The organism is Ruegeria sp. O4, from assembly GCF_056535125.1.
Window position 1 is genome coordinate 12,972 of the sequence record NZ_JBQERO010000018.1, and the last position, 23,975, is coordinate 36,946.

14 protein-coding genes are annotated in these 23,975 nt (G+C 51.2%); 7 read left to right on the forward strand and 7 right to left on the reverse strand.

All coding sequences use genetic code 11. The features are described from left to right. The first annotated feature begins 138 nt into the window (after nt 1-138). Entirely contained in the window at nt 139-2,259 is a 2,121-nt protein-coding gene (locus ACR0J7_RS16650) for an AAA family ATPase (RefSeq protein ID WP_480914985.1), read from the forward strand. A 38-nt stretch (nt 2,260-2,297) separates the two neighbouring features. On the opposite strand, the gene ACR0J7_RS16655 is transcribed toward ACR0J7_RS16650, so the two are convergent. Together ACR0J7_RS16655 and ACR0J7_RS16660 are read right to left on the reverse strand one after the other, a co-directional pair. After that, nucleotides 2,298-3,230, reverse strand: a complete 933-nt coding sequence (locus ACR0J7_RS16655) for a hypothetical protein (protein WP_480914987.1) — start codon at nt 3,228-3,230, stop codon at nt 2,298-2,300. Beyond that, complete coding sequence (locus tag ACR0J7_RS16660) at nt 3,227-3,637, reverse strand: hypothetical protein (protein WP_480914989.1); 411 nt, start codon at nt 3,635-3,637, stop codon at nt 3,227-3,229. The genes ACR0J7_RS16655 and ACR0J7_RS16660 overlap by 4 nt, the downstream gene beginning before the upstream one ends. Nucleotides 3,638-3,808: 171 nt before the next feature. On the opposite strand from ACR0J7_RS16660, the gene ACR0J7_RS16665 reads away from it, so the two are divergent. Then, complete coding sequence (locus tag ACR0J7_RS16665; protein WP_480914991.1) at nt 3,809-4,243, forward strand: hypothetical protein; 435 nt, start codon at nt 3,809-3,811, stop codon at nt 4,241-4,243. A gap of 286 nt (nt 4,244-4,529) precedes the next feature. Beyond that, complete coding sequence (locus tag ACR0J7_RS16670; protein WP_170558597.1) at nt 4,530-4,703, forward strand: hypothetical protein; 174 nt, start codon at nt 4,530-4,532, stop codon at nt 4,701-4,703. Between the two features lie 397 nt (nt 4,704-5,100). Here the strand turns inward: ACR0J7_RS16670 and ACR0J7_RS16675 are convergent, their stop codons facing one another. The 3 genes from ACR0J7_RS16675 to ACR0J7_RS16685 all read right to left on the reverse strand — a co-directional run bounded on the left by ACR0J7_RS16675 (nt 5,101) and on the right by ACR0J7_RS16685 (nt 11,249). Then, nucleotides 5,101-6,558: a hypothetical protein gene (locus ACR0J7_RS16675; RefSeq protein ID WP_480914993.1), complete on the reverse strand. Its 1,458-nt coding sequence runs from the start codon at nt 6,556-6,558 to the stop codon at nt 5,101-5,103. A gap of 59 nt (nt 6,559-6,617) precedes the next feature. Beyond that, nucleotides 6,618-8,978: a hypothetical protein gene (locus ACR0J7_RS16680; protein WP_480914995.1), complete on the reverse strand. Its 2,361-nt coding sequence runs from the start codon at nt 8,976-8,978 to the stop codon at nt 6,618-6,620. 498 nt (nt 8,979-9,476) lie between these two features. Further along, complete coding sequence (locus tag ACR0J7_RS16685; RefSeq protein WP_480914997.1) at nt 9,477-11,249, reverse strand: hypothetical protein; 1,773 nt, start codon at nt 11,247-11,249, stop codon at nt 9,477-9,479. Between the two features lie 940 nt (nt 11,250-12,189). Between ACR0J7_RS16685 and ACR0J7_RS16690 the strand changes: the two genes are divergently transcribed. From ACR0J7_RS16690 to ACR0J7_RS16705, 4 genes are read left to right on the forward strand one after another with little or no spacing between them, the layout of a single operon-like run. After that, complete coding sequence (locus ACR0J7_RS16690; RefSeq protein ID WP_480914998.1) at nt 12,190-15,705, forward strand: helicase-related protein; 3,516 nt, start codon at nt 12,190-12,192, stop codon at nt 15,703-15,705. Further along, nucleotides 15,702-16,457 (forward strand): hypothetical protein, encoded by a 756-nt coding sequence (locus ACR0J7_RS16695; RefSeq protein WP_480915000.1) that lies wholly within the window; start codon nt 15,702-15,704, stop codon nt 16,455-16,457. Before ACR0J7_RS16690 ends, ACR0J7_RS16695 begins: the two co-directional genes overlap by 4 nt. 15 nt (nt 16,458-16,472) lie before the next feature. Next, on the forward strand, nt 16,473-19,265 hold the full coding sequence (locus ACR0J7_RS16700) for a DUF1156 domain-containing protein (protein WP_480915002.1): 2,793 nt from the start codon (nt 16,473-16,475) through the stop codon (nt 19,263-19,265). Nucleotides 19,266-19,275: 10 nt separating this feature from the next. Then, nucleotides 19,276-22,593 (forward strand): DUF499 domain-containing protein, encoded by a 3,318-nt coding sequence (locus tag ACR0J7_RS16705; protein ID WP_480915004.1) that lies wholly within the window; start codon nt 19,276-19,278, stop codon nt 22,591-22,593. Between the two features lie 210 nt (nt 22,594-22,803). Here the strand turns inward: ACR0J7_RS16705 and ACR0J7_RS16710 are convergent, their stop codons facing one another. Both ACR0J7_RS16710 and ACR0J7_RS16715 read right to left on the reverse strand, forming a co-directional pair. Further along, entirely contained in the window at nt 22,804-23,103 is a 300-nt protein-coding gene (locus ACR0J7_RS16710; RefSeq protein WP_480915006.1) for a hypothetical protein, read from the reverse strand. A 13-nt stretch (nt 23,104-23,116) separates the two neighbouring features. Further along, nucleotides 23,117-23,797: an AAA family ATPase gene (locus ACR0J7_RS16715; RefSeq protein WP_480915008.1), complete on the reverse strand. Its 681-nt coding sequence runs from the start codon at nt 23,795-23,797 to the stop codon at nt 23,117-23,119. Between the last annotated feature and the right edge of the window lie 178 nt (nt 23,798-23,975).

Genomic DNA, 23,975 nt, shown 5'->3' on the forward strand with positions numbered 1-23,975 from the left:
CATGTGCTTTTCGACATTGAAATCTGAGTATGAACAGTTCGCTGTGGCGAACTCGATATTGCGCAACTGATCCATTTGGCGCCGCGTTCTGTGGTGCCTTCCCAGTTGTATTCAGATTGATGTCGAAAAGGACACTTAATGGCCTGTCAAAAACAGAACCCTACCGCCGCCTTCCCAGAATTTAACGAAATCTTCGCCAGTGCCTTGGAATACTTGGACGAGAATACTGGTTGGCTGGAGGTCACGAATTCCGACGATAAGGAAGAAGGTCCCTGTTCCATCTGGCAGTCTATTTCTGGCCAGTATGACGTAGCTTCGGTAGCAGCGCTGGTGCGGTTGTTTGCAACACTCCCCCGCGCTCCGGGCGAACTTGTGGAATCTGTTTACCAACCTTTCGCGGTGACGGTGATTGAAACCGAGGACCTAGCCTGGGTTTTCTCAACACGGAAGGCACTAAACAGCGGTCTGTTACCGGCAATCCGCAGCAAACATAAGTACTTGCCAAAAATTCAGGCGGTGTCTCACGAGGTTCCATCGATTGCCAAAAGACGCGCCGCACGTGATGAGTTTGCACGGGAAGTAGAGGAACGATTGGCGAAACGGGAACCAGTCATTTTCGTTACCGACCGTTCGGATTCATTGCCGGATGTGGCGAAGGAAGCCGCTACCAATTGGAAGTCCCTGGCGTCGTTGACTTGGCCCATGGTCCGCAGACTGCATGAGATTTTGCATGGTCGAAAGGAACGGCGGCCCGAAATCTTGAATCAACCTGCGTCGTCTGACACTGGTTTTCTTGCGCGTGCAAAACCGGACAGCTTGGCTCTGGCAGCGCGCCAGCTGGATTTTGCCCATGTTGTTTCTGCAATCGAGAAATCTTCGGGAAAAGAACTATCAGTTGCCAACCCTGATGCTCTCAAAGACGTCAAAGGCTTAGGTGACTCCCGCATCCTGCTGGAGCAGCTTGCCGCCGACATGACAACTTGGGCTGCTGGTGATGTAGAGTGGTCAGAGATCCCTCGGGGCACCTTGCTTTTTGGCCCTCCGGGAACCGGCAAAACGTTCACAGCCAGCAAGCTTGCTGAGCAGACAGGTTTTCACTTTATTGCTACCAGCTACGCGGACTGGCAGAAACATGGGCATCTGGGGGACTTTCTAAATGCCATGGCCAAGTCCTTTGATGAAGCTCGCGACAACGCTCCCAGCTTGCTTTTCATTGACGAAATCGACAGTTTTACAGATCGCGAAACAGCTGCGGGTGACAATGCCGACTACACCCGCGCCGCGGTAAATGCGCTTCTTGAGAAGCTCGATGGGGTTCGTTCGACAGAGGGCGTTCTGGTTGTTGGAGCGTGCAACAGCTTTGACAAGCTCGATTCTGCATTGATCCGATCCGGGCGGTTCGATCTGAAAGTTGAAATGAAGCTTCCAGATAAGGCGGTGTTCGCTGAAATCCTGGACGGCCATGTCGGTGCTGCTGTGTCCAACCAAACGTTACATGAGGTTTCCGCTCATTTGGTCGGATGCACCGGTGCCGATGCCGCCGCCGTTGTGCGCCAGGCCAAGAGTCTGGCGCGAGGCCAGAAGCGAGAGTTAACCGACCAAGACCTCCTAACAGCGGCTTGGCTTTTTGCTCCGGCTCCGCTTCCTGAGGATCTGCGAAGGGCGGCCATTCACGAAGCAGGACATGCAATCGTTGGTCATGCTCTCGGACAGGGCGTCCCCATTCGAGCAGAAATCGGTTCTCAAGGCGGGTCTGTTGAATTCCATGCTAAAGGGAATTACCCAACCGCGTCAGAGCTGGAAGCACTGATTTCAACCGCTCTGGCGGGCCGTATTGCGGAACGTGTCTTTCTGAATTCCGTCTCGACTGGGGCTGGTGGGGATGAAGGCAGCGATCTGGCGAAAGCAACTCTGCTTGCCGTTCAGATGGAAAACCAATTTGGGTTTGGTGCGCAGCGACTGCTTTGGCGCCCCGTTGAGATCAATGAATTGAATTCGCTGTTCACCGAGCCCGAATTTACCCACAAGGTAGCTCTTCGACTGGAACGAGCAGAGAAGACAGCAAAGACCGCTATTCTAAAGAGCAGAAAGGAGGTCACGGTCGTGGCAACGGCCTTGATGGAGCACCGGCAATTGGGTCCGAAGGATTTGGAAGCTATTCTGACTCCAACGGTCGGTCGGCACGATCCCGAGGCTTCCACGAAAGTCTCGTGCAAACAGGACGTGACGCAATCACCGTCGGATGTACAGGCTTTCTAGGCAGGTTCTTGCGGCTTCCAATGTGATGCTGGAGGAAGTCAATGCTTGTTGCTGACTACTGCGTTTTCAATCGAATACTGGGTTGGAGCGGATGACCCAAAAGGTGGTTTGTAACTGCCGGACATTCGCTCTAGTCCGCCGAGGTACACATTCTTGCCGAAGATCACCGGCTGCCCTTTCTGCCCGCGCCTAATTTCAAAGCCTTGCCTGCGCAGTTCTAACAAGAGCGCATCCGCAGGCCGTTCGTCCGCCACTTTACCGACATGCGCCCGGATCGCAGGGAGCTTTGCGGCACGTACATCCAAACAGGTTTTGCCGGTCACCTGATCCAACTTGCGTTCCAACGATCTATGATGATTGTTCGAGAAGGCAGCCACCGCGCGGTAGTTCAGCCAGTCGTCTTCCTTCATCATTGATTTAACTGCGGCCCACCTTAACGCAGCCTCAAACATCGCCAAGTCCAATTCCGGGCGGGCCTTTTGAAGCTCTCGAAACACTTTGCGATTGAACCTGCCAGGAACCACTGGGTGTTCCAACCTGATTTCACAAACCCTAGACACCTTTTCGTTCCGTATCTTGAAAAAAGAGCTATCGAGAGTTTGCAGTGTTTCAGCATGTACTTCCGGTACGGCCAGATGCCAGTGCTGTTCATTTCCCGACCCGGATGCACGCGGCTTGTCGTGTTGAACAACTGCTATTCGATTTGCGGAAGTCTTTGGGATGCTGAACTCACGGCAGAGTTCACAGATCACGAGCGCCAGATCACCGGTTGTCATCTTCGCACCTGGTGACACGGTGAAATGCCGAACCGCAAACGCTTTGCCGGCCAGCTTGGAGATCTCGCCCATGGTCAAAATGTCGTGGGGGCACCCTCGCAACCAGGACACTCTTTCGTTGTCTTTTTGATCGGAAAGATAGTTCGCTATCTGCCTGGCTCGACCAGCTGGCACTCTCGTCGATTTGATGATCATTGAACCCGCTCCAACAGATGAGCGCGGATTTCGGCCAGACTACCGTGTGTTTTCTGTATTAAACTCTTGGTGCTTCTCAACTCCGCTGCGGAGAATTCTCCGCATGCAGACATTTCTCCGAACCTGCGCACCACCGATCTCAAGTCCGTGCTGATGTCGATGAGGAGCGCCAAAAACTGAACTGCATTCTTCAGCTCAGATTGAACCGGCTTCTTGGATCGTCTTCGCCTGGCGCGCTCCAGAGGCAGATCCGCATTGTACCCAAGTGCTTCAGCGATCAGTAGCCGGGCGCAGGATGTTGTCGAAATACCTTGGTTGGCCGCGCGTTCCCTAATTGCGCTGAATAGACCCTGATCGACCCGCAGACCTATCATCTCCGTCTGCTTCCTTATTGCTGTTCTCTTCAATTTGTAAAACTCCTCTGCTCAAATCCGGCTTGCAGCACGACTGGCTAAAACCGGTTGCAAAAGAATGTGTCAGGCCGCTTGCAAGGCACAAAGACGGCGCCGTTCTGGCACACGGTGCTTGTTCTTTGCGAGCAGTCGACAATCTGATTTCCAACACCAGGGAGATTTTGGATGGAAGAAATTGCTCGCGTCACACTGTACAAATCGGTCTTGTTTGGTCGACCGGGTGCGCCTGTATTTCTTGGCGTTTTGGAGCTTGATGATCAGCATTTGATCACGGTCGCCGACATTGAAATTTTTCCAGGCCGCCAGGCGGAGGTCTTCCTACAATTCCATGCTCACACGGAACAAGGCGCCTGTATCTACAAGGGAAAACTGGAATTGATGGAACAGAATGGTTCGGGTGATCCAAACATGGTCGGTGCTGTTAGAATCGCTGAGCGCGACTTCTTGTGTAATCTTTGGGTGTCTGCGGAAGATTTGAAGACGAAGTCTCTGAAGTTGAGTTTTTTAGAAAACGTAAAGCAGGAACAGTCGCCGCGACCGTCTAGTGTAATTCGGAAACGGCTGATCAGACCCAGGTTTCCCGCATCGAGCATCCCATGATCGAGGCCGGATTTGGCCGGTGTATCAGAATGAAATTAAACAAAAACATCACGACCTCGATCAAGCGTGCGGGATCAGGTGATACATCTCACTGAATACCAGCGAGACATGAATGATGACTGCTGCAACGTGCAGTTGGTGATAGATTTCCTTTGCAATCTGGATCATGGCGTCTCCAATCATGATTGTGTCTAGTGGGACTTTTGTGCCAAAAATTTAACTGTGTGTCAATAGCACAATTGACACAAAGCGCATCTATACCCATTTTGAGGGCAAGGAGAATCATATGACCGACGACGTTGAAAAAGAGAAAAACGTTAGACTGCATATCTACCTGCCTCAGGATGAAATCGATGCGATTGACGATTGGGGGTTCGACCATAAAATTCGTGCGCGAACCAAGGCGATCCGAGAGCTAGTGAAATTGGGGTTGGCCGCCTCTACGACAAAAAACGGCTGACTAAAATACACCTAGATCTTACCTGTTGCGCCGCCGTCGAAAGAAGTCGGTGTCGGACAGGATGGAGCCTATTCCAAACCCACCCGTACCCAGTGCCTGACACAGAACATGTTCTAGACGTTTAGAGTTAGTCGTGCGGCAGCGACCCAACTAAAGCACGGCAATCCCTGTATGGCACTTCCGCGTTTCGACGGAATTCCGTTTCAACGACGGAGTAAAATGTAAAATCCGGCCACGTGGCGGCGCTTCGGAAACAGCTGTCGTTGGGTTCCCTGTTGGGCTACACAGACCATCAAAACTGCTGCTCCCTTCGCGCAAGAAACTATGACTAATTTAGCTGTCGAGCCTCCGATGCATCAGCAACTATTGCAGGGCAGTATCGTGAACGAAATTCATTTCACTTCAGCTTATCGCACTCGCTCAACAAGCTTAGCGCTGTCTCAAGTCGATCTGGTGTCGGTTCGGGTGGATTTCCCTGTTTTGTCGTGCCTGGGGTAAGAGTCCATCCACCTTCATCCATCACAACCTTTAGTCGTAGAATTCGTTTTCCGCGCGACCTTGCATCCGCAAGTCCGCGTCCTACTGACCAATACGAATGTTGAGCTAGGATCCAGACCTCAATAACTCGGGTCAGAAACCCAGATGGTGTTAAATCTTTCCACGCGTCTGCGTCTCGCTTCGCACGACACAGTGGAAGCCTGTCGGCGCTTTCGAAGTCGTAGGATTGGTTAGGCGCTTCTTTTAAGCAGAAAACCAAGGCACACAGGATAATGTTACAGAGCTGCTTGTCGTCGCGAGGTTTTCTGTGCAACTCGACTTGTATTTGACGTATCAGGTCAACGGGGTTCGTGCCCGAACTCACGGACTGTACCCAGTCACTGGCAGTTCTCGGAAGCTCCTCAGTCGGCTCAAGTGCGCCAATAAATGCCTCTGCGATTTGTGCACTTCTCATTGGCCCGTAAAATAGAACACCAATAATCCAGAAAAATAGGCTTTCCAACGCAAGGCGGAAAAGTTGGCGCACCTGGAGTGTACGCCATTCATCCGAAATTTCTGGCCTGCTAGACGTAGATTTCCACGCAACGGGCAAATCCGCCATGCGCGTGCGAAGTTCCTCTGGCGATGGGTCGGTTTTCCCGAGATCCGAATATGCCGCAGCCAGCAGCGCAATCCCTTTACGCCGAATATTGTTTGCCTCATTGCCACCCAACCGGCGAAACATCGTTTTCCGCTCGATTTTTGAAGGATTGTTCATACTCCAAAGCGCTCCCCAGCGATGGGCATCTTTTCTTCTGACTTTAACCGCGCCCAATTTGCTAAATGCACTGTGTCCGAGTTCATTGCGAAAGGCGCTTTCAAACTTGTCGAGAAGTGAATCCAAATTCGGGTTGGGTTGAAACACCCCAGATCCTTTTTCCACAGGGATTAGCCATCCAAGTGTACGGAGACTAGGGCCGTAGTTCAGGGGAGAAATGAAGCCTGTGGAGTAACGGCGCATATTCCTTCTCTCTTCCCATTCCTTGCCACCAAAATAGTAGCTTTTTTCCGATATCAGGGTCTGCATGGCTTGCCGCCCCGGAATGTCGGCCTCAGGGTCATTAAGAAATTGCGACCAAGCGTAGATCGCTTCAATGCGGTCTACGAAGTCCCGCATCTCCGCGTCCATCGCACCCATTTTGTCTTCTTTTTCGACGATAGTCCTGACGCGCCTCCAAGCCCAAGCCATGATAATGTAGGGGCGGATATGCCGTGCCACGTTGTTAAGATCTGGAAGCACGCGATCCATAAGGTCAAAGTTGATCTGACGCAGACCAAGAGGGTCAACACCACCAGGTTTTGTTTTGGATGGCGCCACGACGCGACACTCCGCCTGTTGGCGTGTCTCTTCGAGTAGGTCCTCAAGCGATGGCATTCCTAGCAATCCCTGTTGAGTATGATATGAGCGCAGCAATCGCAGCAAGTGACACCTTCGGTGCGTAACTCATGGCGAGCTGTTGCGGGTAAGAGGATATGCTTGCGCGGGCAGAGGTCAGTTGGCGCTTCAAGGATAGTGAACTTGGAAAAATGGGCCGGGTCGTCAATTGCGCTCTGTAGCTGTGGCCAATACTTAGAAGCTTTTAGGCTGTCGAACCCATTTTTTGGACCACATGCGGTAACTGCGGCTATGTAATCACGAAGCTGCTCACCCATCGTTTTGGCATTGCGCACTTTCGAGAGCTCCGCAATGAGATCGATTTTAGGGTTCAAGACATCGATAAAGGCGGAAATGCAAGATGGATCGACGGTTAGACTGTCGGGGGTCAACCCTAATTTGAGTAAGTAGCGTCGCGCAGCTTTCTCACCAGAGCCTCGATGAGAATGGTCATGATAAAGAAGAGCCGAGGCAAGGATCATGTCCGCCTCTGGGCCTTCCACAGCAACAATCTGATTCAGGATACTCCGCATCCAAGACTGAACTGCCGACGGTTCAGGTTGGATACGTGCTGTGAGAAAATGAGCCAGCGACAAAGCAACTGGAGCATTTCGTCCTTCGAAGGCAGGATCGAGCATCTTTTCAAGAAGCTCGTTAAAGTATTTTAGCGATTTTTCTTTGCTCTTATTGTCTCGCAAAATTTGTTTGGAACGCGCTGCTGTATCCACTTCCTCGCTATCTTCGTCGGTGACATCGCCGTTTGGCCATGGTCCACGATTTTGAGCGAATGAGGCGCGAAGTAAGTCCATTGCCCTCTGCCAGGCAAGGGTCGGGCCTAAGTCCTGAATCTCTCTTGAATTGCTTGCAGTTGCGGCCTCAGGTCTAAGGTCGCAGGCAGAAATAAAAGTTGCACTTGGAGAAGCGTCCTCGGTCGATTGTCCGCCGAAGCCTTTTGTTGTTGTATTGGGTAATCGCTTAGGATCTTCGTTAAACCAAGCAAGAATTGCAGCAACATCGGCGGGAGTATCGGTACTCGTTAGTACCGCCATTAGTTTGGCAGCCATAGGACCAGCGCGGCGAACCAGTTCCAACGCAACCGTGACTGATAAAAAACCCTCCCACACCTTTGGGCCTTGAATTAATCGAAGAATAAGCCGCCCGGTTCGAACCGACTCAAATTCGACACCGCTAACCTTGATGCGGAAATGCCCATTTTCGTCTACATGGGCCTCACCAATTTCTTCGGTACCCTGTGGATCCTGGACATGGGCTTCAGTTTTGCCAGCAGTTACATTCGTCAAAACACGGCCAACAATAACATCGCCATCTAGCTTCGCTGCCAGGATGCCTACTCCGTTTGCTTCGACGATATCCACCTCACTGTCTTCCACCGGCCAAGGCGTGGGGCGCACGCTAGGAGATGTTTGCCAGTATGACTTTGCAAGCCTCTGTACGCGAAGTACGCTGGCTTCAACGTTGCCTCCAAACAATCCAGCTTCAGTGGCGTTTGCACTGCCTGAAAGAAGAAGCCGCCCTCGACGACAGACAATTTCGATTGCTTTACCGTGAAGCCGTCGCTCATCACCAGCCATATGCTGAACGCTGATCGCTTTCCAATCCTCTATTGCGTCAAAGGGCCAAGCGGATGCCGAACTGCCCCAAACGCTCCCCGCTGGGTGTGAGTGAAGTTGGATATTGTCGCAGCCCATCTCGGTGGCCAATCTAGACAGTCCCCTCCCGTCCAGATCAAAGTAGGGGGAAGCGATTGCTATCCGCGTCGCCCCTCCTAAGTCGTCGGCATAAAGCGCGATTTGTTCAGCGATTGGCGAGTCCAAGCTGTGCAGTAGGCGGTAACTGCCATCACGAAGACCTCCGGTTGCTGTTTTACGCAGATCTTCTGCGATCTTATAGCTAGCTTCCCCCGCAGACGTTGCCACGTGATCAGAACTCGCTAGTGCTTCAAAGAAGACCACTGCGTCATCAAAGGCCTCGGCGGCAAAACTTGGGTGAAGGTGCTCAATGACTTCAAGGTTTCCACCCCAGCCTGAAAACGTGAGGTTCCCCGAACCTATAAGCAAATGCGCGTCGTCCTTTTGCGCCAGCACACTCACTTTGGGGTGAAAAATACCCGGTCCACGCCGGACAACAGGTGCGATTTCATAGTCACGACCGACACGGCGCGCGCCCTCTTCGCTCAGGGCAGATCGAATACCTTCAGGGTCAGAGAGTATCAAAGCCTCACAGGCCCGGCCGCGCACCAAGGCATCTAGTATTACCGCTTCAAAAAACGAAAGGCTTAAAGCGTAGGTTGTAAATGCAACGCGCGTCCAGGAAGAGGCAATTAGGAGATCAACTGGATTCATTGGAAACTATTTTCTCACAACATATATTGCCTACAATAACTTACATAAGCCCTTCGCGAGAGACGATGCGAAATGGTTTTAGTTGGAAAAATTATAATTCCTGTCCTTCAATAGCGCAGTATTCAGCACAACCAGGCTTTTGTGATCCGGGTACGGTTTTCGGCAGGTAACAAACAAACCAAAATCGAAATCTCACTCAGGGAAAGGTCTTGGGACATGCCATCACCTAGCCAAGTTAGCCCTTTCTCTCACTTCGGAACTTGTTAATTTTGTGGCAAATTTTAGCTCGACCTACGGCGGAGGTGCTTTGACTTGACGTGAGTTTACATGCAACTTCTTCGAGCGAATGTAGATTTCCATTGCGATCAGAGCGCCCAACTTTCGAGAGCAAGGAAAATAAGAACAACCACCCTGAGTTGCCCGGATCAGAGATTTAGGTCACACCACATTTGCTAGTTCAAAAGAGATACAGCTTACTTTGTGTGACCATTCAAAATTCTAGTCCGAATTGACCTCAAACAAATACTCAGGGAAGGGATCTGGGCCATCTAAAGGATCAGATTCTGCCAGGCGCTGCTCGTAATACTCTTCTGCAACAGATTGCAGGCTTTGATCCTGTAGCAAACATCTAATTGTAGCGTTTGAACTGTACTTTATGTCCGCAGCGCGCTCTGCATGCTGCGCGGTTCTTCTAAGAACCAGAGCCCCATGCCCATCGTCACGTTTGTAGATGCCGTCACTTTCCCCTTGAACAGCCACATCGAATGCGCCCAAGGGGTCGCTGGCCTCAAATTTTATTCGAAGTTCATCATCGTAGATCGACAGCAACGCGTCGTCGCGCCTTTTCTCAATGTCGGTAACCCATGCTCTATGGAGTTCCCGCACAAGTTCCCGTTGCTCGTGCCGGCTCATCACGGCGTCGAGATGTTCATGCAGAGTGTTTCGCCATCCGGTTAGCCATTCCGGGTCTGAGAACACCCCGAAATAGCGGCATGAATCCTCCGGTATTCCGCGCTTCAAATCCTCCACAAATTTCTCAACTTCATCGTGATAAACCGGCTTTGGAGCTAGGAGGCGGAAGAAGTTCAACGAGTTCAACCGAAGGGCGGTCCTATCAAAATGCCCCCAATGCGACTTGTTCATGAGTTCGTCGTAGGCGGAAAGTACAAGTGCATCCGTGTCCGCAGAAAACAGCGGTAATGCGGACAATTCGGTGATTTTGTCCAAGTCGGGTGTGGATCCTCCAGTTTTGGGATCGTATTTTTTAACACGCCCCAACCGAGCCCGGACGCGTTCAAAAACCGGACTGTTATACGCATTGGGATCACATCTTTTTGCTGCCATGGAAACTATAAAGAGCAACATCCTGTGGCGGAGTTCACGAAGCGTTCCATAGTCTCGCGACCATTTGATGGCCGATTGTTCATAAGACTTGTTGTCTGGCAGCAGCTTGTAAGCCGTGATGCAGGTTTCAAATGCCTGATCCTCCAGACTCCTTGAAGCATCAGCTTCATCAAAGGCCAATTCTTCGTAATGCCGTTCTGCCGCGCTAAGGACATCCGCATCTTCGCTCATAACCTTGTAGCGCGTCGCTTTTCGTGCGGCCTGCTTGGATTTCTCAAGTAGGAGCCGGCTCTTCTGAAACCAACCACCTGGATGTTCGGAATGCACGTCCAAGACTTCTTGGATCAATGGTTCAGCAATTTCCATCGCACCAGCCGCCAGGTAGTGCTCGGCCGCAATACAAATGGCATCGGGGTTCCCTTCTTGGTACGCCTCGCTCCATCGAACCTTTTCGAGAGCCCGAACGATATGAAGTGGGGCCGCAGGTGCGCTTGTATTTGACGCCTGCCCGGAATGTGTCGATGACATCATTTGTTTAAGGCTCATCTCATGAAAAGCCTTACCGGATTGCAGCGCTTGCCTTAATTTAGGGAACTGAGACTTGGCGTGTTGATACGCGTCGGCCAGAAATGTGATTTCTGCCTCCCGCGCTTTCAATTTCCCTTCAACTACCGACGTGTTTCCGGAGGCAACGTCTTTAACGCCCGTATTATTGAAGCCAAAGGCAATTTTAAGGATCGCGATGTTCTCAAAAACACTCATCGGTACACGGTTCGGAAAAAGGTCCTTGTGCTTGTCTACTGGACTTCTGACCGATTCAATGAATGACTTTCTTGTCGCGTCGTCCCCAGGCCAAAGCCCGACATTTGTAAGCGATTGAATTACACGGGCACGAATTGAGCTGGCAGTTGGATTGTCATTTTTCATGTTCATTTCTCATCACTGCTGCACTTACCGGCGTTCTGCACAGAAGGGGATTCATATTGAACTCTTTCTGAGCAGGCCAGGCGAATATCTCGCCGAAAGTTCTGGAAAGATCGAAAGTCACTTGGAGTTGTCGACACGGTTACCCTCCGCCCGTTGGGGGCAGTCAGTACACCATGCTTCTTTCCTCTTCGGTAACGCCATCCCAATCGCTGAAGATCTCTAGCGAGGGCGTTGATCATCTTGTCCTTGCTGTAAATTGTCATCTGTTTAAACACCTCAACGCATGACCGGGAGGGTCGTTAAACTCCCCACCCGGTGTTGTCGTTTTTTTAACGCTTGATGGGTTTGCTGGCTGCGCGCTGTGCACGAGCGGCAAAACTCTTGGTCGACACTTTTCCGCCGCGCGACTTGGCTGTTGCCGACTGAATTCTCGCAGCAGCCGAACCTGTCATTTTGGTTTTCGGAGAGGATTGTTTTGAAGTAGTACCCATTTTTTGCTTCCTGTCGTCTGTTCTAAGGTCAGGTGGCTCGGTTTTAACGTTAGATTCGACCACCAGATTCCGTTCTGGATGTGTGACTCTCACATCAAAGCGATTTTTTTTCGTGGATTTTGGTTGGCGCTGCGGCGTGCCCTGTCGGCGTTCCGAATGCTCGCTTAGCGGACAGATGATCTACATAGAACAAGGACTGGGAAGGTGGTTCAAACCCAACAGTAAGAAGTCTGTACACGTTAGGCGCCGTGGAAACAGACTATGAGATCTATTCCTCTGCGCATTTTTCCGAATTTTACAGAAATGTTCTTCAAGCTCAGTCCAAAAATCCTTCGTACTTTGGCTGGTATTCCGCAACTGGAAATTGCAGAATCCGACCCAGCAGCCACATCGTAACCAGGTGTGGCGCGGGTAGATTCAGGATCGACATTTTTTGTTTAGGACAGTTTGTGAAACTCGAAGAAATAAAACCTGGTAGCAGAGTTTCTGGGGTAGTTCCCGGACAACCAGTCGAAATCGTATCGGTAGAATGGATCGGAGCCCAGGCCGTTAATATTGTTTTCCGTTCGGCAGCTGGGCAAGTCTCTGAGAGCACAATTTTTCGAGACGATGAGCACAGGCTGGAGGTCTTAGAGCGCGGACGGAGCTGGTCGTTTGATGCGGACGGCTCAATGCTGCGTTTGGTAACCGAAGCGAATAGGATTAAGTTAGCTCACTTCTTTGATCCCTTTCTCGCAATTCACACTAGCCTTGTTGATCCGCTTCCTCATCAAATTTCCGCGGTCTACGGAGAAATGCTGCCCCGCCAACCGTTGAGGTTTTTGCTGGCCGATGACCCTGGCGCGGGTAAAACAATCATGGCAGGCCTGTTGATCAAAGAATTGATCGCCCGAAGTGACTTAGAGCGCTGTCTCATCGTTGCTCCCGGAAGCCTTGTCGAGCAATGGCAAGATGAACTTGGTGAGAAGTTCAATTTAGAGTTCGACATTCTTACGCGGGACATGATTGAGAGTACGAGATCCGGAAACCCGTTCGACGATTGCAACCGCATGATCGCCCGTTTGGATGTTCTAGCTCGCAACGAAGAGCTTCAAGAAAAGCTGCAATCTTCAACCGAGTGGGATCTGATTATCTCCGACGAAGCTCATAGGATGTCAGCAACATTCTTTGGGAATGAAGCTAAGTTCACTAAACGATATCAGCTCGGCCAGAAGTTAGGCCAAGTCTGCCGTCATTTTCTGTTGATGTCTGCCACTCCACACAACGGGAAGGAGAAAGACTTTCAACTTTTCATGGCGTTGTTGGACGGTGACCGGTTTGAAGGGCGTTTTCGGGATGGCGTTCATGTTGCCGATGTCGAGGATATGATGCGGCGCCTCACAAAGGAGGAATTGTTGCGATTTGACGGTCGGCCGCTTTTCCCTGAACGGCGTGCTTATACGGCTAAGTATGAACTCTCGCCTCTGGAGGCGGAACTCTACTCCGCCGTTACGGAATATGTGCGGAATGAGATGAACCGAGTCCTGAGGTTTGCTGAGGAAGACGGAAGAAAGCGAAACAACGTTGGGTTCGCATTGCAAATCCTTCAGCGCCGCCTCGCTTCGAGCCCAGCTGCCATATACCAGTCCCTCAAACGTCGTAGGGAGCGCTTGGAAAGTGAGCTTGCAGAAGCTCGGCTTGTTGTCAAAGGGAAGTCTGCATCATTCGATCAGCCGAAAATCAGCGATGAAATGTTGCGAAATTTGGACGAGTATGGGCAGCACGAAATCGACGAGCTTGAAGAGCTTGTAACCACAAGCGCGACCACTGCCGAAACCGTCGAACAGTTGGAACTTGAAGTTGAAACGCTTAAAGGCCTTGAAAGTATGGCTTTGGGCGTTTTGGGTTCTGGCCAGGATACCAAGTGGCAACAGCTTGACCGCATTCTAAATGACGATCTAATGACCGATGCCGATGGGCATCGGAGAAAGCTCATCATATTTACTGAGCCCAAGGACACGCTGGAATACTTGCGTCAGAAAGTGACCGCTAGGCTCGGGCGTCCAGAAGCTGTGGATGTCATACACGGTGGAGTTTCACGCGAAGAGCGCCGCAAGGTGGTCGAACGTTTCATGCAGGATCGCGAACTGTTGGTTCTGATCGCGAATGATGCAGCAGGAGAAGGTGTAAACCTTCAGCGTGGCCACCTCATGGTCAATTATGATCTGCCATGGAACCCCAATAAAATTGAACAACGGTTCGGCCGAATCCATCGGATTGGTCAGACAGAAGTCTGCCACCTCTGGAATCTCGTTGCGAACGACACAAGGGAAGGCGAAGTCTACGCTCGACTTCTCGACAAACTTGAGGCGGCCCGAGAAGCTTTGGGTGGGCGCGTCTATGACGTTCTTGGTGAACTGTTTGAAGAACGCGCGCTGAGAGACTTGCTATTTGAAGCGATCCAATACGGTGAACAAGACGAGGTTAAGGCACGGTTATTCGAAACGGTCGATGGTGCAGTGGATCAGAGCCACCTTCTACATTTGCTGCAACAAAGGCAGCTCACCAACGACACCATGCCCGAAGCTCGTGTGCAAGAGCTTCGCCTCGAAATGGAACGCGCCGAGGCGCAGCGGTTGCAACCCCACCATGTACAGAGCTTTTTCGTTGAAGCTTTCAAACAGTTGGGCGGACAAATCAGAGCCCGCGAAGAAGGTCGCTGGGAAATTACGCATGTTCCATTATCCGTACGGGAAAGAGATCGGCAAATTGGTTTAGGTGCGCCACTACAAAAGAAGTATGAGCGTATCTGTTTCGAGAAAGACAAAATCAATCAGCAACCTGTCGCAGCGTTCGTTTTTCCAGGTCACCCGTTGCTTGAGGCTGTGATTAGCATCGTCCGGGAACAATATGAGCATCTAATGAAACAAGGTGCAGTTCTGGTCGATGACAGTGACGATGGAACCGATCTCTCTGCGCTTTATTTGCTGGAGCACAGCGTACAGGATGGCCGGCTCACTAGCTCTCAAAACCCAAATATCCTCTCGCAAAAACTTCAGTTTGCTTCGATTGGAGCATCGGATCAGGTAACCAATGCGGGGATAGCTCCTCACTTGAATCTTAGAGCAGCAAAACCTGGTGAGATCGAACTTCTGAAGGATGATCTAAGTGCAGATTGGTTGAGCGCAGATCTTGAAAAGCGGGTCGTTCAATTCGCGACTGTTGAGCTGGCACAAGCGCACCTGACCGAGGTACGAAAACGCCGGGAACCTGAAATAAACAAAGTTGAGCACGAGGTTAAGGTGCGCCTCAAGAAGGAGATTAACTATTGGGATTCCCGCGCTTTTGAGCTCCAGGAGGAGGAAAAAGCCGGCAAGAAAACGCGTCTCAACTGGAAAAACGCCCAGCGGCGAGCTGAGGACCTAGCCGAACGCCTTGAACGCCGGTTGCAACTCATCGAACAAGAAAGATTTATTTCCTCGCAACCGCCTCGCGTACGAGGGGGAATGATCGTCGTTCCTAGAGGGCTACTAGTCCAAAGAGGGGCTTCGACTGCCGCAGAACACTCAACGGGATTTTCGGAAGATCCAATTGCCCGCCGCGAAATTGAGCTGAAGGCGATGGATGCTGTCATGTCGGCAGAAAGAGCATTGGGTAATAGGCCTGAAGACGTCTCAGCTCAAAAGATTGGTTACGACATCGCCTCCTATGATCCGAAGTCGGACCATATGCGTTTTATCGAAGTTAAAGGCCGGATCGAGAGCGCGGACACAGTGATGATCACCCGTCAGGAATTGATCACTTCGCTCAACGAACCTGAAAAGTTCATATTGGCTATAGTTCAAGTTGGGGAAGGCTATGTTCACGAACCTCGTTACATATTGGGCCCGCTTGACACACGTGAGCCTCCATTCGACCAGAACGCCATTCAGTTCAAAATCAGCCGCCTGATGCCCCGATCCACGGCTCCTGGAGAGATTCGGTGAGATACGCGGAAAAGAGTTTTGAGGTGCGGTTCTGCGCAGCGCTGACTGCCGCAATCATGCCTATGAATCGAAATCCAAAGTGGTTTGGCCTTACTCAAGCTGAGGAGCGAAAGGCGGGTATCGATACGGTTCTTGGTATCGGCGGGCGTCTAGTGATCTTTCAATTCAAAGCAAAGCAGAAAGGAAAGATCAAAATTGAAGGCGAACAGTACGAGAACCTTGAAAAAATTGAAGCCAAATACCCTAACAGTACATTCTATGTGTTCCCTGAAGCCGAAGATATTTTTGTAGCGGGAAAGGAAAACTGTTTGTTTTCGCATGCCTGGTGCTGCCCACCTTCACGCTTCTCTTCCTCTTTCTCGACCGGGCAACAATCTGCATCATTCTCCTTAGACACGACCTCTTCTAAACTTGAGAGCCAAAGGCTCGATAAAGGTCTGACAGTCGAGCGAACTTGCGATCAGTTCGGGTGTTTTTGCCTAATGTTCGCACATGACATCATTGAGGCCTACGAGGGCAAGAGCGGGTCGTTGCTGCGATTCTTGATGCGGGGATGGCAAGGAGCAGGCTTCGATCTTGCATTGCCCCCTTTCGGAGATAGAGGGATTGGAATACCAGTTTCCCGTGACCCAAACAGCGTTGACGGCGATGTTGAACCGTTGACCAGCGAAGAGCAATTTGAACGGCTTCTCGGTGAAAGTGCCAACCAAAACTTGGGTAAGGGTGTCTATGGTCTTTTCATCGGGGACTGACTTCGGAGAAAGAAAATGAACTACAAGAAAAAACTCATCGAAGTCGCTATCCCGCTTGAGGCAATTAATGCAGCTTCGGCAAGAGAAAAGTCGATCCGGCATGGGCATCCCTCGACACTGCACCTGTGGTGGGCGCGGCGACCCTTGGCAGCGTGCCGGGCGGTTCTGTTCGCGCAGCTGGTAGACGATCCGTCGAGCCACCCGGACAAGTTCCCGACTGAGGAAGCCGTAGAGGCCGAACGCAAGCGGCTTTTCCAGATCATCGAGGACCTAGTGAAGTGGGAGAACTCGACCAACGAAGAAGTGCTTGAGCGCGCACGGGCCGAGATACGGAAGAGCTGCGGCGGCAAGTTACCTCCGGTCTATGATCCATTCTCTGGAGGCGGGTCGATCCCGCTAGAGGCGCAGCGGTTGGGGTTGCCTGCCTATGGGTCAGACCTGAATCCGGTGGCGGTAATGATCGGCAAGGCGATGGTCGAGATCCCGCCAAAATTCAAGGATTTGGAGCCGATCCATCCGGGGGACAACGAGGCTGGTCATGGCGGATATAGGAATGCCCAAGGACTTGCTGAAGATGTGAAATACTATGGTGAATGGATGCGCAGAAAGGCGTTGGAGCGCGTCGGGCATCTCTATCCGCAGGTGGACCTTCCAAACGAAAACGGCGGTGGTGAAGCTACCGTGATTGCTTGGATTTGGGCGCGCACGGTGCCAAGCCCAGACCCGGCGTTTTCAGATGTACATGTTCCACTCGTCTCGAATTTCATGCTGAGCTCGAAGAAAGGTAAGGAAGCATGGGTTGAGCCAGTTGTAGACAAAGCAAGAAAAGACATTGAATACCGAGTTCGGTCTGGAGGGACAGCGGTAGAGCTTGACGCCGCCAAGTCGGGAACGTCTGCCGGCAAGCGCCAGGCATTTAGGTGTTTAATTAGCGGCGCGCCAATTAGCTATGAATACATCAGAAAGATGGGGCAAGACGGTGAAATTCGTGAAAAGTTATTAGCCGTTGTCGCTGAAGGTGCTCGATCTCGTATCTACTTGGGAACAGATCAAGTCCAAGAGCTACCCGTGAACCTACCATTTGAACCAGATCGCCCAACGACGAAACTTTCTGGAAAGACACGTGTAAATGTCTCTAACTATGGGATTGACGTTTTTGGCGATATGTTCACAGATCGACAACTTGTTGCGCTCCAGACCTTTTTGACTCTTCTGCCTGAGGTTAGAAGCCAAGTGTTCGCTGATGCTAAATCATCCAATCTGGCTTTGGACCATGCCCGCCTCCAAGACGGCGGCCAAGGAGCAAATGCGTATGCTGACGCTGTATGTGTATATCTTTCCTTTGCAATAGATCGTGTTGCAATGTCAGGGAACAGCTTGGTTCGCTGGAATCCGGTAGGACAAAAGGCACAACACGTCTTTGGGCGCCAGGCGATCCCAATGTTATGGGATTTTGCAGAGACCAACCCAATGGGCAATGCCACCGGTTCATTCAAAGCTGCTTATGAGATGGCCGAAAATGGTTTGATGTCTATTGTAGGTGATAACGGCAATATCAGGCAGGCTGACGCACAAACAGTTGATTTACCTGCCGGATCAGTTTTGAACACTGACCCTCCATACTACGACAACATTGCCTACGCTGATCTCTCTGATTTCTTTTATTGCTGGATGCGCCCCGCGCTAAAAAGTATTTTTCCGCAGTTGCTCGGTGTTTTAGCAACGCCAAAGTCTGAAGAGTTGGTCGCAACAACATACCTGCACCCCAGCAAAGAAGCTGCGGAGGAATTCTTCTTGGATGGCATGAGGTCAGCACTGTCAAACGTCCAAGGTCAACTAAATACAAGTGTTCCAGCTGCAATTTATTATGCTTTCAAACAAAGCGAGATGTCTTCAGAAGGTATAAGTTCGACTGGCTGGGCTACATTCATACAAGCTATTATCGATGCAGGGTTCTCCATTGTAGGCACATGGCCCCTGCGAACGGAAATGCGTACCCGCCAAATTGCAATGGGTAACAATGCATTGGCGAATTCAGTTGTCCTTGTATGCCGCAAAAAGGAAGACACCGCAGAGACGGTTACACGAGCGGAGTTCATTAGGGCGTTGAAACGCGAATTGCCTCCTGCCATTAGCGAGCTTCAGGCTGCCAACGTTTCCCCCGCTGATATGCCACAATCGGCTATAGGCCCCGGCATGGGTGTTTTTTCGCGCTACAAGTCAGTGCTTGAGGCTGATGACAGCCCAATGACGGTCAAGACTGCGCTCCAGCTCATAAATGCAGAGCTGGATGAGTTTCTGAACGACTTGCACGGCGAATTCGATGCCGAAACCCGGTTTGCCGCGACTTGGTTCGAGCAACACGGCAACAACAAGGGGGACTACGGCGCGGCTGATAATCTGGCGCGAGCAAGAGGTATTTCTGTTGAAAATGTGAAAACTGCCGGAATTGTCGACAGCTCAGCAGGCAAGGTTCGAATCCTTAAACGAGATGAGATGGAAGAAGACTGGGATCCAAACGCTGACGATCACCCTACGATCTGGGAGGGCTGTCAGCATGTCATCCGGGTTATGGAGAACGACGGCGAATACGCCGCCGCGGTTCTTCTGAAAAAGATCGGTAGTGACAACGCTGAATCGGTCAAGGATCTAGCCTACTACCTCTACGACGTCTGCTCGAACAAACGACAGGATGCCAAAGAGGCCACCCATTACAATGCGCTGATCTCGGGCTGGACTGAACTCACCCGACTGGCAGCAACGATCCGCGATATCGACACCAACCGCCAGACGGCAATGGACATCTGAGGACGAGCAAATGGCAAAAAGCAATCGCCAGTATGTTTTCGAAGGCATGGAGCATATGCAAAAGGGTCTCCAGCCTTATGTCATGCGATCCTTGGAGGCCGGTTTGGGCAAGGGGTGGCCACAGGAAGTGATCGCCAAGTTCCCGCATTGGCGCCCGCAGTCGAACGGCAAGTTCTCCCTCGACACTCAAAAGCTGCTCCAGATTATGGACCGTTGCTGGAATGAGGCGTTCCGTTCGACACTTGATAAGAGTCACCGATCCATCGTCATCGAGCTAACCGATGTTCGAAACAAACTGGCTCACGACGCGAAGTTTTCCTACGACGATACAGAGCGCGCTTTGGACAACATGCGGCGCATTCTTGAAGCCGTGAGTGCCGGAGATTCAGCATCCGAAATCAGCAAGATGCGTGAAAGCATTTTGCGAACCAAGTTTTCAGAGCAAGTAAGATCCGAGGAACGGCGCCAGTCAAACTCTACGGCCATTGCAACTGAAACCGTTGCGGGCCTTTTGCCTTGGCGTGAAGTGGTGGAGCCCCATCAGGATGTGGCGACAGGTGAGTTCCAGCAAGCTGAGTTTGCTGCTGATCTTGCTAAGGTCCACAATGGTAGCGCGCCTCCTGAGTATCGGGATCCACAGGAGTTCTTTGGACGCACATATCTCACGGACGGGTTGAGTACATTGGTCAAAGGAGCCGCAAAGCGCCTATCTGGATCAGGCGGCGACCCCGTCGTAGAGCTCCAGACCAACTTTGGAGGTGGTAAAACGCATTCCATGCTGGCGTTGTACCATATGGTCGGCGATACACCGGCGCAAGATTTGCATGGCTTGGATCAGTTGCTTTCTTCGGAAGGTTTGACACTGCCAGAAAAAATCAATCGGGCCGTTCTTGTTGGAACTTCTTACGGACCTGCCGACCAGTCAAAGCGAGAGAAGGATTACGGCAAGCCAATCCGGACCACTTGGGGTGAGCTAGCTTGGCAACTTGGTGGTGAACGAGGCTACGCTTTGGTCGCAGAGCATGACGAAAAGGGTATTGCTCCGGGCTCAAACCTACTGGAACAACTCTTTCGAGAAGCGGCTCCCTGCCTGATCCTTATCGATGAATGGGTAGCCTATCTTCGACAGATTTATAAGATATCCGACCTTCCTTCCGGATCTTTCGATGCCAACCTGTCTTTTGTTCAGGCTTTGACAGAAGCGGTAAAGGCGTCGCCTCAAACATTACTGGTCGCTTCGTTGCCAGCTTCACAAATTGAAGTAGGTGGCGAAGGAGGTCAGGAGGCTCTCATTCGCCTTAAACAGACCTTTAGCCGAGTAGAGAGCTCTTGGCGTCCGGCTTCGCAAGAAGAAAGCTACGAAATTGTGCGCCGTCGGCTGTTTAAGGAGATCCCCGGTGACAAGTTCATGCACCGGGACAACACCTTAAAACAATTCGCTAAACTCTATCGCGAAAACCCTAATGACTTCCCCCAAGGTTGCGCAGACGAAGACTACCGACGCAAACTGGAGAAAGCTTATCCCATCCACCCCGACCTTTTCGATCAGCTCTATACGGCTTGGGGATCGTTAGAAAAATTCCAACGCACAAGAGGCGTTCTGCGTTTGATGGCCCAGGTTATCCATGAGCTTTGGATGTCAGAAGACAAGTCCGTTATGATCATGCCGGGGAGTGTAGCCATTGGTTCAGCACGAGTTGAGCCGGAGTTGCTACACTACTTAGACGTATCATGGCAGTCTATCATTGCTGGTGACATTGATGGAGTGAATTCCACTCCCTACAAGATCGACCAAGGAGCTCCAAACCTGAATCGGTATTCTGCCACTCGCCGCGTTGCGCGAACAGTTTTTATGGGCACTTCACCCCTGAGTGGACAAGAGAACAAAGGCCTAGATGACAAGCAGATCAATCTTGGAGTTGTCCAACCCGGTGAAAAGGTGGCGATCTTTGGGGATGCCCTTCGTCGGCTAACAAACCAAGCCAAGTTCATGCACAGTGATCTTGGGCGCTATTGGTATTCAATGGCCGCGAGCCTCAACAGGGTCGCAGCAGATCGCGCGGGACAACTTGAAGATGCTTTGATTGACCTAGAAATCGACAAAGCTCTTGCTTCATATATCAACGGTATTGGGGATCGTGGTCATTTTGATACTGTTCAAGTTGCTCCAGATGGATCTGCGGCGGTTCCCGATGAGCCCGGTGGCGTTCGAGTCGTTGTGTTAGGTGTGAAGCATCCTCACAACGGTCGAGACAGCTCTGATGCGATGGTGGAGATCAAAGATATTCTGCATCAGAGAGGAAGCACGCCTCGGGTTTACCGAAATACACTTGTTTTCATCGCTCCAGAAAACCGGCAATTGGATAACCTTAAGGATGCAATGAGGGCCTCTTTGGCATGGGATGGTATCGTTCGAGATGCGGAATCCGGGCGTTTGGACTTGAAGACCAGCGATATTGCCTTGGCAAAAGAGAAATCAAAAGAAGCCAGAGACACTGCGCAAACTCGCATGAAGGAAACGTGGTGCTACTTGGTCTACCCATACCAAGATTCAGCCCAAGCGGACGTTGCTTACACTACGTCGAAAATTCCAGCACAAGATGGCGTACTCGGCCGAGCTAGCAAAAAACTTGTTAGCGATGAAGCGCTTCTTCCTGAGATTGGCCCCGAGCGACTTAACAGAGAGATTCAGAAAAACATTTGGCAGGACAAAAGCCATCTGATCCTCAGGGATTTGTGGGAGTATTCAAATCGATACACGTACCTTCCGCGTCTAAAGAATCGCGAAACGTTGATCAGAGTGGTTCAGGCAGCAATTGGTGGCATGTTGCCTGGTCCGTTTGCCTATGCCGAGCGTTGGGACGAGCGGACTGGCAAATACGAAGGGCTGGCAATCGAAAACAATTCATCAGCGGCAGTTACAATCGACAGTGACTCCGTCATTATTCAGCGCGACGTGGCCGAAAAACATCGTCCAAAAGTCCAATCGCCTGAAGCTGAGCCGACACCTTCTACTCCGGGTGGTGGATCGACTGAGCAATCGCCTACATCCGGCCTTTCTTCGTCTGCTGGACCTGAAACCGCTTCATCCGAGCCAGATCCTACCAGATTTGTTGGGACTGTAATGTTGTCTGCGGATCGACCCGCTAGGGACATGCATCAGATCGTTGAAGCAATTGTCGAGCAATTGACTACAATTCAAGGAGCGGAGGTTTCACTGAAACTTGAAATCGATGCAGAAGTCGGTTCTGGCTTGGACCGCTCGAAAGTTCGAACGCTTCTTGAAAACGCTAACACTTTGGGATTCATTGATAAAATAGTTGAATAATCTGGAAGAACTCAAGCCTAAGAAGATTGGGCACAAAGCCAGCGGTAGTTAGCTTCAACTGAGTTAGGGGTCGACAGATCGCTTTGTTGCAGCGATCTGTAGCATTTCTTTCAAGCCCCTCATTGGCGTCTTCTCGTCCACAGGAAGGCGCTTCTATCTAATCGCAGTGCACCCCAAGGCAAGCCAACGCTTACCTTTGAAAACAAACTATTAGAGTTCAAATTCTTTCCCGTGCTTTTCCAGGAACGCAATCAGGGAAAGTTCGAGAGCTCGGACAACAGACTGTTCATTGCCCTCCCGAATGCCGTCCCACACTGCATATAGTTCTGGGTTAACGTTCGCTGTGAACGTTTTTGTCCGCGCGGCGGCTCGCCGTTTACTAGGACTAAGTTCGCTTGCCGACAACGAGTTTCGAGCACGACGCTCTGTCCTTGGAAACAGCATGTCGCCTTCGGCTCTTTCTTCGACATGTCCAATACCGGCGGCTTGAGTTGGATTTTGTGTTTTCATTGGGTCTCTCCTTTCACGCTGCTTGCAATTCTGTCGTTAGGATTTCGGAAATTTCCCGCGCCAAGGCCGAGACATTGGCTCTCGCCGTATGAGGGGATGAACCTTGGAACTCTTTGGGCAACTCCAAATAATCGCCTCCCAGACTAACCATGGCTTTGAAAATTGGGCGATCCGCCAGTTGAGTCCGCATTAAGGGAGCGTTGGCCTGATTCAGGATAGATTTGATCTCACCAGTAATGCGGTGTTGAACAGCACCAGGCTCGGTCTGCGTCATCAAAACTCGACCTGGAATGTTCCTCCGCGATACCAAGCTTTTCTGGCGCACTTGTTTCAAAACTTGCACCGCTGCCAGGGCATCCAATCGGGAAGCCTTGGTCGGAACGACAACCAAGTCACTGACCAGAACGGCATCAATGAGAGAAGCATCATCGGAACCTTCTACATCGATCAGAACGTAGTCCGCTTGCTCAGCCGCGCTGAAGGCTTCATCGGTCAGATCCTTTTGTGAGACCTGCCGGACCCGAATGCATTCAGGAAGCGGCTTCAGGCCTGACCAGCTTGATAGCCAGAGCTTGGGGTCCGTGTCTAAAATCATGACGGACAGCCCAGATCGAGCGATCTCAAGAGCCATCAGAATGCATGTCGTGCTTTTTCCGCTGCCACCTTTTGGTGAGCAAAATGAAAGAGTTGGCAATTTAAATCTCCTTTTTTAACTCTGGAGACAGTTTGCCAAATGGAGGTTTCGGAAAAATTTAAATTAATTGCCTTTTCTTTGAACGACTTGAGTTCCCAAGCTCTGCCAATGCTAACCAAGTCCTTGCTTGCCTTCCGAAGCAAGAACGCAAGCTTTCGATGGCAAACTGCATAGTCTC